The organism is Streptomyces brevispora, from assembly GCF_007829885.1.
GTDB classification, from domain to species: Bacteria; Actinomycetota; Actinomycetes; order Streptomycetales; family Streptomycetaceae; genus Streptomyces; species Streptomyces brevispora.
Genome location: NZ_VIWW01000001.1, coordinates 5,670,168 through 5,682,667, shown reverse-complemented (window position 1 = coordinate 5,682,667; position 12,500 = coordinate 5,670,168). Strand labels below are relative to the sequence as shown.

Genomic DNA, 12,500 nt, shown 5'->3' with positions numbered 1-12,500 from the left:
CCTGTCAGGCGTGGACGAAATGAACGGGACGTGGGCGCACCGAGAGCGGCAGCCAGACGAACTTAGGTAAAGCTAACCTGACTTAGGCAAGCCTGTCGACCAGGCAAATCGGACCAATCACCAAGCGCCCCACCTAACGCGCGTGAAACCAGGGCCCGTTGCGTCATTAGGTAAGGCTTGCTTTACTTGGCGTCGATCGGTCGCTCATCTGAGGAGGAACTCATGCGGGTCGCCATGTTCGGTTACCAGACCTGGGGCCACCGCACCCTGCAAGCCCTCCTGGACTCCGAGCACGACGTGGTGACGGTCGTGACGCATCCGAAGAGCGAGCACGCGTACGAGAAGATCTGGAGCGACTCGGTCGCGGACCTGGCCGCGGAGCACGGCGTGCCGGTGATCATCCGCAACCGGCCCGACGACGAGGAGTTGTTCCGGCTGCTCGAGGAGGCCGCGCCGGACATCATCGTCGCGAACAACTGGCGCACCTGGATCCCGCCGCGCATCTACGACCTGCCCCCGCACGGCACGCTGAACGTCCATGACTCGCTGCTGCCGAAGTACGCCGGCTTCTCGCCGCTGATCTGGGCGCTCATCAACGGCGAGACCGAAGTCGGCGTCACGGCCCACATGATGGACGAGGTGCTCGACGCCGGCGACATCGTGGACCAGCGCGCGGTGAAGGTGGAGCCCACCGACACCTCCGTGGACCTGTTCCACAAGACCGTCGACCTGATCGCCCCGGTCACCATCGGCGCGCTGGACCTGATCGCCTCCGGGCAGACCGAGTTCACCCGGCAGGACCGCTCGCAGGCGACGTTCTTCCACAAGCGCGCCGAGGAGGACATCCGCATCAACTGGGACTGGCCCGCCGAGGCGTTGGAGCGCCTGGTGCGTGCCCAGACGTCGCCGTACCCGAACGCCTTCACCTTCCACCGCGGCCGGCGGCTGGAGGTGGTGGCCGCCGTCGTGTCCGAGGGCCGCTACGGCGGAACGCCCGGCCGCGTCTTCTACCGCGAGGGCGAGGCAGTGGTGATCGTCGCCGGCTCCGACGCGCGCACGGGCCTCAACCACGGCCTCGCCATCACCCGGGTACGGACCGAGGACGGCCGGGAACTCCCCGCGACCGAGTACTTCACCTCGATGGGCGGATACCTCACCACTGGCCCCTGAGCACCGGAAAGGCCCCGGCCGCGGCATTCGGCGTGCGGGAGGCCATCCGGAACGAGCATCGCCCGCACGGCCCCGCACCGTCATCGGTGCGGGGCCGTGCGGGCGCGGGCTGCCCGTCGCACGGGTTCAGCCTCACCACAGCGCTGGACCGCTGACACCGGAGCGGCGACCGCCCCCGCCCGGTCTTGCGGCCGGGCAGGGCGGCCGGCGCAGCCTCACCCGGACCGGGACGGTCGCACTCCCGATGCCGCCCCGGCAGCATCGGGGCGGCGTCGCCGCTCGTCACGAGCGGGCATTAAAGTGCGATGCGAAGTATGTGCGTGTCTATCCGGATCTCGGAGCGGCAGGCTCAGGATCCACACCGCACGCTGGAAGGGAACGAAGCCGTGCATGGCGAGTACAAGGTGCCCGGCGGCAAGCTTGTCGTCGTAGATCTGGACGTCGAGGACGGCGTACTGCGCAACGTCCGCGTCGCCGGGGACTTCTTCCTGGAGCCCGACGAGGCGATCCTGTCGATCAACGGGGCCCTGGAGGGCGCCCCCTCCTCGACGGACGCGGCAGGCCTGGCGGCCCGGATCACGGCGGCGCTGCCGGAGTCGGCCGTCATGCTCGGGCTGACCGCGGAGGGCGTCGGCATCGCCGTTCGGCGCGCCCTGGCCCACGCGACCGAGTGGAGCGACTACGACTGGCAGCTGGTGCACACAGGACCGCAGCACCCGGCCCTGCACATGGCGCTGGACGAGGTCCTCACCGCCGAGGTGGCCGCCGGGCGACGGGCACCCACGCTGCGGGTCTGGGAATGGGCGTCGCCCGCTGTGGTCATCGGCAGCTTCCAGTCGCTGCGCAACGAGGTGGATCCCGACGGTGCGGCGAAGCACGGGATGACCGTGGTCCGCCGTATTTCCGGTGGCGGGGCCATGTTCGTGGAGCCCATGAGCACGATCACCTACTCGCTGTCCGTGCCGGAGTCGCTGGTGTCGGGCCTCTCCTTCCCGGACAGCTACGCCTACCTCGACGACTGGGTCCTGGGCGCGCTCGGCGACATGGGGATCAAGGCCTGGTACCAGCCCCTCAACGACATCGCCACCGACGCCGGCAAGATCGCCGGTGCCGCCCAGAAGCGGATGGCCGGCACGGAGGGTGGTCCTGGAGCCGTCCTGCACCACGTGACCATGTCGTACGACATCGACGCCGACAAGATGCTCGAGGTCCTGCGCATCGGCAAGGAGAAGATGTCCGACAAGGGCACCAAGAGCGCCAAGAAGCGCGTCGACCCGCTCCGACGCCAGACGGGCCTCGCCCGGGAGCAGGTGATCGAGAACATGATCGCCTCCTTCCGTAACCGCTACGGGCTGACCAACGGCGGAGTCACAGCGCGGGAGCTGGCCCGTGCGGAGGAGCTCGTCCGCACCAAGTTCGGCACTGAGGAGTGGACCGCCCGGGTGCCGTAGTCGGGCACCGGCCAGATCTCCCGCCCTGCTGGTTCGTCGGAAGCGGGACGCCGACTCCGGGTCCGCGTGGCGTGACGATCCCCGACTCGTGGGGGAGCACGGCGAGTTGGGTACCCTCGCGAGCCCGCGGCCCGCGCGGGGGTGCGGGTGGTCGGGGCCCGTTGCCCGGAGTGAGGAGGGCACGCCGTCCGCGGTGCGCGCTACGGGGCGGCCGGCGGGCGGTGTTCGTACCAGCGCCGGTCGGCCTCCAGCTGGGCGGCCAGCGAGATCAGCCGTTCCTCACTGCGGGAGGGGCCGAGCAGCTGGGCGCCGACGGGGAGGCCGTCGGAGGTGAACCCGGCGGGGACGTTGATCCCGGGCCAGCCCAGTACGTTCCAGGGCCAGGCGTACGGGCAGGCCTCGGTGATCGCCACGTCGGTGCGCCAGGCGCTCAGCCCGTCGAAGCTGCCGATCCGGGGCGGCGGGAGGGCGGTGGTCGGGGTGAGCAGCACATCGAACCCCGATCCGGCCCGGCCGCGGGAGGGGTGGAACAGTGCGCCGATCCGACGGTGCTGGCGCACCTCCCGGTCCCTCGCCGCCCGCACCACCCGGCCGCCGAGCCGGGTGCCGGTGCGCAGGGCGCTGCGGGTGCGCGCGTCCAGGAGCGCGGGCTCGGGATGCAGCGCGGCGAGTTCGGCGATCCCCGCGGTGGCGCGGGGCACGAAGCCGAGGCCGATCAGCCCGTAGCGGGGCCGGGCCTCCTCGACGTGGTGGCCGAGCGCGGCCAGGGCCTCGGCGAGCGCGGTGACGGCGCGCCGTACCTCCGGGTGGGGTGCGGTCCCGGTGAGGGTGAGCGGGGGGCGCCAGGCGACAGCGATGCGCAGCCGGCCCGGGTCGCGGAGGGCGGCGGCGCGGGCCTCGACGGGCGGCGGGCGGTGCGGGTCGTCGGGGTGCGCCCCCGCGACGGCGTCCAGGAGCAGGGCGGCGTCGGCGACGGTCCTGGCCAGCGGTCCGTTGACGGTGAGGCCCTGGAAGGCGTCGCTGTGGGGGTGCACGGAGATCCGGCCGCGCTGCGGTTTGATGCCGACGAGATGGGTCCAGGCCGCCGGGATGCGGACGGACCCGGCGCCGTCGGAGCCGAGCGCGGCGGGCACCAGCCCGGCCGCGACGGCTGCCGCCGAACCGCCGGACGAACCGCCGGGGGTGTGGTCGGTGTTCCACGGGTTGCGGGTGGCGCCGAAGGCGGGCCCCTCGGTGAACGGCCACTGGCCCAGTTCGCAGGAGTTGGTCTTGCCGACGATCACGGCCCCGGCGGCACGCAGTCTGCGTACGGCCTCGCTGTCCGCGGTGGCGGCGGGCAGCTCCCCCGCACAGCCGAAGTAGGTGGGCATCCCGGCGACATCGGTGTCGTCCTTGACCGCGACGGGCACTCCCAGCAGCGGCAGCCGCTCCCCCGCGGCCAGCCGCCGGTCGGCCTCGGCGGCCTCGGCGAGTGCGGCCTCGGCCCGCAGTTGGCGGAAGGCGTTGAGGGTGCCCTGGCTCGCCTCGATCCGGGCGAGGGCGGCGGAGACGAGCTCCGTGGCGGTGGTGCGGCCGTCCGCCAGCGCCCGTGCGCTGTCGGCAAGTCCGGCCGGGGCCGCGACGTCCGTTTCGATGGAATCCGCTGAGGACATGTGCTGCCCGCCTCCCTCGTACCGTCAGGTGCGCGCACCTGTCCGCCCGAACGAACCTACGACCTCGCCCGCGGTCGTTACTGGAGGGTAACGAGTCGGGGTGGTCCGCTCAAGCGTTCGGCGGGAGGTGTAGGCCGAATGAGCGCGCGGGGCCCGCGAGAGCGCTCACGCGCGACTCCTCGCGGCCCTACGGCTCCCCCAGCCCTACGGCTCCCCCAGCCCTACGGCAGTACGGCTACGGCTACGGCTACGGCTACGGCTACGGCTACGGCCGGACGGTGATCTCGCCGATCCCGGTGCCGAGCCCTGCGCAGTGGGCGGTCGACTGGCCTGACTGACCCGGGCTGAGCGTGACGTGCTCGCCGTCGACGTCCGGGGACCAGCCGCAGACCAGGTGCACCCAGAAGGTCCGCGCCGCACCCCCGTTGTTCCGGCACAGCGCGTAGCCGGTGTAGTCGTCGACGGCGTGCTTGCCGGTCTCGCAGGACAGCCCCGGCGGTGTCGCCGTCGGGGTGGCGGCCGAGACCGCCGTGGCCAGGCCGGCGGCGACCGCGAACGCCGCGGTCAGCCCAGCGACGGCGGCGCCCCGCAGCACGGCACCGGACAGACTCCGCATGGACTTCTTCATGATTCCCTCTCGGTCGTGACGAACCGGATGCCCCGGCAACCGTCCCCCGCCCCCATAACCGAAAAACCCGCAGGACGTCACGCCGCGTACGCGTTCGCGCGCCGTCCCTCCGCCGGGCGTGCGCCGCTGCCCCGGCGTACGCTCGGAAGATCGGGCCACAGACCTGAACAGTTCCGTCAGAACCTTTCGAGGAGGCGACGTGACCGGTCCACACCTCGGCACACGCCCGGCCGCATGGGCCACGGCGATCGCGCTCTCCGTCACCGGCAGCAGCCTCATCGGCAGCGGCGTCGCACAGGCCGACGACATCAGCACTCTCACCTCCCAGCAGATCGCCGACCGCGCCCGCGACGCCCTGCTCGACGCGCACTCCATGCACCTCAGCGCGCGCGGGAACCTCCACAAGGGCAGCACGCCGATGTCCGTGGAACTCACCCTGGACCGCAGCGGCAACTGCGACGGCTCGGTGGACCTCGGCCACAGCCAGGGATCGGCGCGGATCATCAAGCACGGCAACGACGTCTGGGTCAAACCGGACGCGGACTTCTGGAAGAACCAGGTCCCCGACGGCGGCCCGGCCTTCGCCGCGATCCTGAACGGCCGCTACATGCGGGCCTCGGCCACCGACCCCCGACTGCTCGCGCTGACCAGGGCCTGCGATCTCGACACCGTCCAGAAGCTGGTCAGCGACAACGCGGACAACCAGGCCGGCACGCTCAACAAGGCCGCGACGACCACGCTCGGTAAGGCGTCCGTCGTACCGCTGACCAGGATGCGGGACAACACGACGCTGACCCTGTACGTGGCGGCCACCGGAACGCCGTATCCGCTGCGGCTCACCCTTCGGGGCGACGGGACGGACGCGACCGTGGACTTCTCCGCCTTCGACAAGCCGGTGCCCACGTCCACTCCCCCGCCGGACGAAACGTTCGACATCAACGCCCTGCTGGGCCGTACGACGCAGACGGCGTGACGCCCGGCCGGTGAGCACCGGGTGGCGGGCAGCCCGACCGACCCGGCCATGACACGATTGCTGTGCACCGCGCTGGAGGGGCCTTCATGTCGCTCGGTCGGGTCTGCCACCATGGCGGTCGACCTGCAATAACAGGCATGATGGGCACACCAGTAGACCAAGGGAACGTGCAAGGTCTCGGTCTACATCCCGAACGTCAAGGACATCAGTTATGTGGGCGGCAACCCTGCCCACTACGCCGTCCACCGGTACTTCGACGCCAGGCCGAGCACCGCGATCGACACGTTCGAGATCAACCAGACCGCACACCTGGGTCGGTGGATCAACGCCGTTCCCGGTGAGCACGGGCAAGATCTCCGTCGTGCTCGACAACCGCGGCAAGACCTCGGGCAACCGGCACGCCGCCGCGGCTCCGATCAAGGTGGACTGCACGGCGTCGTGGCCGCGTGCCCGCGTGGCCGTGTGCCGGACGGGCTCCGGCGCACGGCCACGCGGTGGCGCACGGCCCGCACTCGAAGCCGTTCCGTCCCTGCGTCGCCGGTGGGACTCAGGCCAGTGCCGGGATGACCGTGGAGCCGTACGCGTCGATGGTGGCCTCCTTCGCGTCGTGCATGTCGTAGACGGCGAACTGGTCGACGCCCAGGTCCCGCAGGTGCTTCAGCTTCTCGATGTGGGTTTCGGCGGGGCCCAGGAGGCAGAAGCGGTCGACGATCTCGTCGGGGACGAAGTCGGTGGACGGGTTGGCGGCCCGGCCGTGGTGGCTGTAGTCGTAGCCGTGCCGGTCCTTGATGTACGCGGTGAGCTCGTCCGGCACCATCCCTGAGTGCTCGCCGTACTTGGCGACCAGGTCGGCAACATGGTTGCCGACCATGCCGCCGAACCAGCGGCACTGCTCGCGTGCGTGGGCCAGCGCCTCGGCCGATTCGTCCGCGGTGACATAGGCGGGGGCAGCGACACAGATGGTGAGGGAGTCGGGATCGCGGCCCGCCTCCACCGCCGCCTGGCGGACCGCCTTGATCATCCATTCGGTGAGGAAGGGGTCGGCGAGCTGGAGGATGAAGCCGTCGGCCTTCTGCCCGGCCAGCGCGAGCGCCTTGGGACCGTACGCGCCCATCCAGACGGGCAGCCGGCCGTCCTTGACCCAGGGGATCTTGATCGGCTGCCCGCCGACCGCGGCCTCGCGCCCCTCGGCGAGGTCGCGGATGGCGTCGATGGCCTCGCCGAGCGTGGCCAGGGTGTTGGGGCTGCGGCCGGCCACCCGCATCGCCGAGTCGCCGCGACCGATGCCGCAGACCGTCCGGTTGCCGTACATCTCGTTGAGGGTGGCGAACGTGGAGGCGGTGACCTCCCAGGTGCGGGTGGACGGGTTGGTGACCATGGGGCCGACCACGAGGTGTTCGGTGTGTTCGAGGATGCGGCTGTAGATGACGAAGGGCTCCTGCCAGAGCACCGCCGAGTCGAAGGTCCAGCCGTAGCGGAAGCCGTTGTGTTCGGCGCGGCGCATCAGGTCGACGACGGCCGATGCGGGCGGGTCGGTCTGCAGGACGAGTCCGAAGTCCATACCAGGTGCTCCTAGTCCAGGTACTGACAGGTGGCGCGCGGGGTGTACATGCCGTGTCCGGCGTGGCCGGTGAACGTACGGCGGTCGATGACGACCTCACCGCGCGAGAGCACGGTCTCCACCTGGCCGGTGAGCCGCTTTCCCTCGTACGCCGAGTAGTCGACGTTCATGTGGTGGGTCTCGGCGGAGACCGTCTGCTCGGCGGTCGGGTCGTAGACGACGATGTCGGCGTCGGCGCCCGGGGCGATGGTGCCCTTCTTCGGGTAGAGGCCGAACATCCTGGCCGGGGAGGCGCAGGCGATCTCGATCCACCGGCGGCGGGAGATGTGGCCGTCGACGACCGCCTGGTGGAGGAGGTCCATCCGGTTCTCGACGCCCGGCATGCCGTTGGGGATCTTCGAGAAGTCGCCGCGGCCCATCTCCTTCTGCCCGGAGAAGCAGAAGGGGCAGTGGTCGGTGGAGACGACCTGGAGTTCGTTGTTCCGCAGGCCCCGCCACAGTGCTTCCTGGTGCTCCCTGGGCCGCAGCGGTGTGGAGCAGACGTACTTCGCGCCCTCGAAGTCCGGTTCGGCGAGGTTGTCGGTGGAGAGGAAGAGGTACTGCGGGCAGGTCTCCCCGAAGACGGGCAGCCCCTTGTGGCGGGCCGCCGCGATCTCGGCGAGGGCCTCGTCGGCGGAGACGTGCACCACGTACAGCGGGGCGCCGGCGACGCGGGCGAGCTGGATGGCGCGGTGGGTCGCCTCGGCCTCCAACGCCACCTTGCGTACGTCTCCGTGGTAGCGCGGATCGGTGCGGCCCTCGGCGAGCGCCTGCTCGACCAGGACGTCGATGGCGATGCCGTTCTCCGCGTGCATCATGATCAGGCCGCCGTTGGAACCGGCCCGTTGCATGGCCCGCAGGATCTGGCCGTCGTCGCTGTAGAAGACGCCGGGGTAGGCCATGAACAGCTTGAAGGAGGTGACGCCCTCCGCCACCAGCAGGTCCATCTCCTTGAGCGAGGACTCGTTCACATCGGCGAGGATCATGTGGAACGCGTAGTCGATGGCGCAGTTGCCGTCCGCCTTCGCGTACCAGGCGTCGAGCCCCTCGCGCAGGGAGCGCCCGACGGACTGGATGGCGAAGTCGACGATCGTGGTGGTGCCCCCCCAGGCCGCCGCCCGGGTACCGGTCTCGAAGGTGTCCGCGGCGAAGGTTCCGCCGAACGGCATCTCCATGTGGGTGTGCGCGTCGACGCCCCCCGGGATGACGTATTTGCCGGTGGCGTCGATGCTCCGGTCGGCGGTCCAGCTCTCTGCGGCGTCGCTGCCGTGCTCGGCGAGTGCGGCGATGCGGCCGCCCTCGACGAGTACATCGGCATGGATCTCGTCGGATGCGGTGATGACGAGGCCGCCGTGGATGACGGTGCGGCTCATGTACCCCTCCTCACAGTGGCGGAATGGGTCTACGCACGTAGACCCGGTGCGTGATGAAGAACGTAGAAGTGGGTTACCCACTGTGGCAATACCGCTGCGGCCAACCGCTGAAGACGTTTCTGTTTCATCGGTCCGGCACCCCACCGGCCCAGTGCGCGGCACGGTACGGCCGCGCGAGTGCGGGGCCGGGGCGTGCCGTATGCGCCGGTGGGGCGGGTCCCAGGCGGGTGAAACGGCTGGTGGGACTGGCGCCGGTCGGGCGAGTGGGGCGAGCCCGTGCGGGGGAACCGTCCGGACGGCGAGCGGCAGTTCGCGCCGGATCCCGGGGGCGGTCTCCTAGCTTCACTCCATGATCAGAAACGCAATCCTCGCCTCGGCCTTCCTCTGCGCCTCCCTTGTCACCGCTCCCCTGGCGGCCGGTGCCGACGGCCCGTCCGACGGCTGGCAGCGGGTCGGCTCCGGCATCCTGGGCGGGGTGAGCGGCATGGCGCTGGTCGAGGGGGCGCCCGTGGGTCACGGCCTGGCCGACGCGGTCGTCGTGCGCGACAACAAGGGGGACCGCGAGGCCAGGGTGGCGACCGTGAGTCTGCGGCCCGGCCAGGACCCGGTCGTCAGGGAACTCGCGTGGTTCGGCGTGGTCCCCGCCGATCTGGAGGCGCTCGACGCGGTCCCCGGCAGCCCCGGCCACTACATCGCCGTGACCGGCAGGGGCGACGCCTACCACGTCGTCGTGGCGCACGGCCGGGCAACGGCCGAGGCCGATCCCGTCGCGCTGCCGGGACGGCGCGACGGCGACGACTACGAGGGCTTCGCGCTGCACCGCGACCGGTCGGGCCGGACCTTCGCCGTGTGGGCGACGCGGGGCAGCGGCGACCGGCCGGCTGTCGTGTACGCCTCCTCGGTGCGCATCGGCACGTACGACGTGGAGTTCGGCAGCGTCAGCGCGCGGCAGGAGTTCACCGTGCCGTTCCCGGACCAGGACGAGGTACGGCACATCAGCGACCTGAAGGTCCTCCAGGACGGCACGGTCATGGTGTCGTCGGCCTCGGACCCCCATGCGGGCGACGGGCCGTTCGCCTCCGCCGTCTACGATGCCGGCCGGCTCACCGTGAACGTGGCCCACGACGCGGTGCTGCGCCTGAAGCCGGAGCGCGAACTGAGCCCGCTGAACCTCTTCACCAAGCGGGACAACCGGAAGATCGAGGCCATCGCCTTCCTGTCCGGCCGGCACGCCATCTGGGGCACCGACGACGAGAACGACGGGGGCTCCGTGAAGTTCGACCGCGTCGGACGGTAGCCGCCCGCGCGGAACCGGAACCGTTCGGCCACGACCGGGGCGCCGCATCGGCGGCGCCCCCTCGCGAGAACCGGGGGCGCCGCGTCCGCGCGGCCTCACCCCGCCGCTTGCAACGCGTCGGCGAGGATCGCCGCACCCTCCTCCGCCTCCGGGATGGAGAGCGAGAGGGGCGGGGCGATACGCAGCACGCTCGTGTTGTGGCCGCCGCCCTTGCCGAGGAGCAGGCCGCCCTCGCGGGCCGCTTCCAGCACGGCCGCGGCCGCTTCGGGATTCGCCTCGTCCGTACCGGGCTTCACCAGTTCGATGCCGATCATCAGGCCTCGACCGCGCACCTCCCGGACACACTCCGATCCGGCGGCGATCGCCCGCAGCCGCTCGATGAGCAGTCCGCCGACCCGGCGGGCATTGCCCTGGAGATCGTGTTCGAGGAGGTACGAGAGGTTGGCGAGGCCGGCGGCCATGGTGACCGGGGAGCCGCCGAACGTCGAAATGGAGTTGGCGTCAAGGCAGTTCATGACATCGGCGCGGGCGATGACGCCCCCGATCGACATGCCGTTGCCGATGCCCTTGGCGAACGTGACGATGTCCGGCGGGCCGCTGCGTCCGTGTGCCTGCCAGCCCCAGAAGTGCTCGCCGGTGCGCCCCCAGCCGGTCTGCACCTCGTCGGAGATCCACAGGATGCCGTGCCGGTCCAGGACTTCGCGGAACGCCGCGTACAGACCGTCGGGCGGTGAGGTGAACCCGCCCACGCCCTGGATGGGTTCGGCGATCAGCGCGGCGGCGTCCCGGGTGTGGCCGAGCAGGTCCTCCAGGTCCGCCACGCAGGCCGCGATGAACTCCCCGTCGCTCAGGTGCGCGTACGGTCCGCGGCTGCGGACGCCGCCGTGCACGTACAGCGTCTGGAGCGGTGACAGGCTGGTGGGCGACCAGGCTTGGTTGCCGGTGATGGAGACCGCGGAGAAGGACCGGCCGTGGTAGCTGTTGCGCATCGCGAGGATCTGGTTCGACCTGCGGTACGTGGTGGCGAGCAGCAACGCCGTGTCGTTCGCCTCGGTGCCGGAGGTGGTGAAGAAGACCCGGGCGTCCGGGATGCCGGAGAGGCTGACGACGCGCTCGGCGAGCTCGACCATCGGCCGGTTCAGATAGAGCGTGGAGGAGTGGATGATCCGCCCGGCCTGTTCGGCGACCGCCTTGGTGACCTCGGGCAGGGCATGGGCGGTCATGGTCGTGAGGATGCCGCCGAAGAAGTCGAGATAGCGGTTGCCCTCCGCGTCCCAGACGTGCCGGCCCTCGCCATGGGTGATCTCCAGCGGGTGCCGGTAGTAGAGCGCCAGCCAGTCCGGGCTGACGGCGAGATGGCGATGGTGCAGGCCGCTCACGGCTCCACCAGCCCCTCGTACGCGTCGGGGCGGCGGTCCCGGTAGAACGCCCACTGCTGACGGACCTCGTCGATGAGCGCGAAGTCCAGGTCGCGGACGAGGAGTTCCTCTTCCTTGTCGCTGGCCACGTCACCGACGAACCGGCCGCGCGGGTCGACGAAGTAGCTGGTGCCGTAGAAGTCGTTGTCGCCGTACTCCTCCTGGCCGACGCGGTTGATCGCGGCGATGAAGTACTCGTTGGCGACGGCGGACGCCGGCTGCTCCAGCTGCCAGAGATAGCCGGAGAGGCCGCGCGAGGTCGCCGACGGGTTGTACACCAACTGGGCCCCGTTGAGACCGAGTTGACGCCAACCCTCGGGGAAGTGCCGGTCGTAGCAGATGTATACGCCGACCTTGCCCACCGCCGTGTCGAAGACCGGCCAGCCGACGTTGCCGGGTTTGAAGTAGTACTTCTCCCAGAACCCCTTGACCTGCGGGATGTGGTGCTTGCGGTACTTGCCGAGATACGAGCCGTCCGCATCGATCACGGCGGCGGTGTTGTAGTAGAAGCCGGACTGCTCGACCTCGAAGACCGGGACGACGATCACCATGCCGGTCTCCCGGGCGAGCTCCCGCATCCGCTGCACGGTCGGGCCGTCGGGCACGGCCTCCGCCCAGCGGTAGTGCTCAGGGTCCTGCACCTGGCAGAAGTAGGGGGCGTTGAACACCTCCTGGAAGCCGATGATCCTCGCCCCCTGCCGGGCGGCCTCGCGGGCATGCTCCTCATGCTTGGCGATCATGGATTCGGTGTCGCCGGTCCAGGTCGCCTGGACGAGTGCGGCGCGTACGACTTGAGACATGAGCTGCTCCTTCGACGCGGCGTCAGAGAGCCTGTTGGCATTTTCTACGCCCGTAGACACGTGCGTAGAGGAGAACGTAAGCCCCGTCACACAGCGGGGCAAGACCATCGCCGTGAACCAGCGGAGTCGATCATGTTT

10 protein-coding genes are annotated in these 12,500 nt (G+C 70.5%); 4 read left to right on the top strand and 6 right to left on the bottom strand.

What is annotated here, in order from left to right; all coding sequences use genetic code 11:
* Window positions 1–222: 222 nt before the first annotated feature.
* A complete protein-coding gene (locus FHX80_RS26340; RefSeq protein ID WP_145766460.1) occupies window positions 223–1,170 on the top strand; it encodes a methionyl-tRNA formyltransferase in 948 nt (315 codons plus the stop codon).
* Between the two features lie 386 nt (window positions 1,171–1,556).
* Entirely contained in the window at window positions 1,557–2,621 is a 1,065-nt protein-coding gene (lplAB, locus tag FHX80_RS26335) for a lipoate-protein ligase LplAB (RefSeq protein WP_145766459.1), read from the top strand.
* Window positions 2,622–2,821: 200 nt separating this feature from the next.
* On the opposite strand, the gene FHX80_RS26330 is transcribed toward lplAB, so the two are convergent.
* Both FHX80_RS26330 and FHX80_RS26325 read right to left on the bottom strand, forming a co-directional pair.
* The gene (locus FHX80_RS26330; RefSeq protein ID WP_145766458.1) at window positions 2,822–4,273 is read right to left on the bottom strand and encodes an amidase; all 1,452 of its coding nucleotides are present in this window, start codon (window positions 4,271–4,273) and stop codon (window positions 2,822–2,824) included.
* A 265-nt stretch (window positions 4,274–4,538) separates the two neighbouring features.
* Window positions 4,539–4,901 carry a hypothetical protein gene (locus tag FHX80_RS26325; protein WP_145766457.1) on the bottom strand — a complete coding sequence of 121 codons (363 nt, stop codon included), beginning with the start codon at window positions 4,899–4,901 and terminating at the stop codon, window positions 4,539–4,541.
* A 199-nt stretch (window positions 4,902–5,100) separates the two neighbouring features.
* Here FHX80_RS26325 and FHX80_RS26320 point away from each other — a divergent pair, with 199 nt between their 5' ends.
* Window positions 5,101–5,874, top strand: coding sequence for a hypothetical protein (locus FHX80_RS26320; RefSeq protein ID WP_145766456.1), 774 nt, complete (start codon window positions 5,101–5,103; stop codon window positions 5,872–5,874).
* A 547-nt stretch (window positions 5,875–6,421) separates the two neighbouring features.
* Here FHX80_RS26320 and FHX80_RS26315 read toward each other — a convergent pair.
* Together FHX80_RS26315 and hydA are read right to left on the bottom strand one after the other, a co-directional pair.
* A complete protein-coding gene (locus tag FHX80_RS26315) occupies window positions 6,422–7,435 on the bottom strand; it encodes a TIGR03842 family LLM class F420-dependent oxidoreductase (protein ID WP_145766455.1) in 1,014 nt (337 codons plus the stop codon).
* Between the two features lie 11 nt (window positions 7,436–7,446).
* Window positions 7,447–8,847 (bottom strand): dihydropyrimidinase, encoded by a 1,401-nt coding sequence (hydA, locus tag FHX80_RS26310; protein ID WP_145766454.1) that lies wholly within the window; start codon window positions 8,845–8,847, stop codon window positions 7,447–7,449.
* A gap of 349 nt (window positions 8,848–9,196) precedes the next feature.
* Between hydA and FHX80_RS26305 the strand changes: the two genes are divergently transcribed.
* Window positions 9,197–10,144 carry a hypothetical protein gene (locus FHX80_RS26305; protein ID WP_145766453.1) on the top strand — a complete coding sequence of 316 codons (948 nt, stop codon included), beginning with the start codon at window positions 9,197–9,199 and terminating at the stop codon, window positions 10,142–10,144.
* Window positions 10,145–10,239: 95 nt separating this feature from the next.
* Here the strand turns inward: FHX80_RS26305 and FHX80_RS26300 are convergent, their stop codons facing one another.
* Window positions 10,240–11,523, bottom strand: a complete 1,284-nt coding sequence (locus FHX80_RS26300; RefSeq protein ID WP_145766452.1) for an aspartate aminotransferase family protein — start codon at window positions 11,521–11,523, stop codon at window positions 10,240–10,242.
* The gene (locus FHX80_RS26295; RefSeq protein ID WP_145766451.1) at window positions 11,520–12,362 is read right to left on the bottom strand and encodes a nitrilase-related carbon-nitrogen hydrolase; all 843 of its coding nucleotides are present in this window, start codon (window positions 12,360–12,362) and stop codon (window positions 11,520–11,522) included. The genes FHX80_RS26300 and FHX80_RS26295 overlap by 4 nt, the downstream gene beginning before the upstream one ends.
* Window positions 12,363–12,500 lie beyond the last annotated feature (138 nt).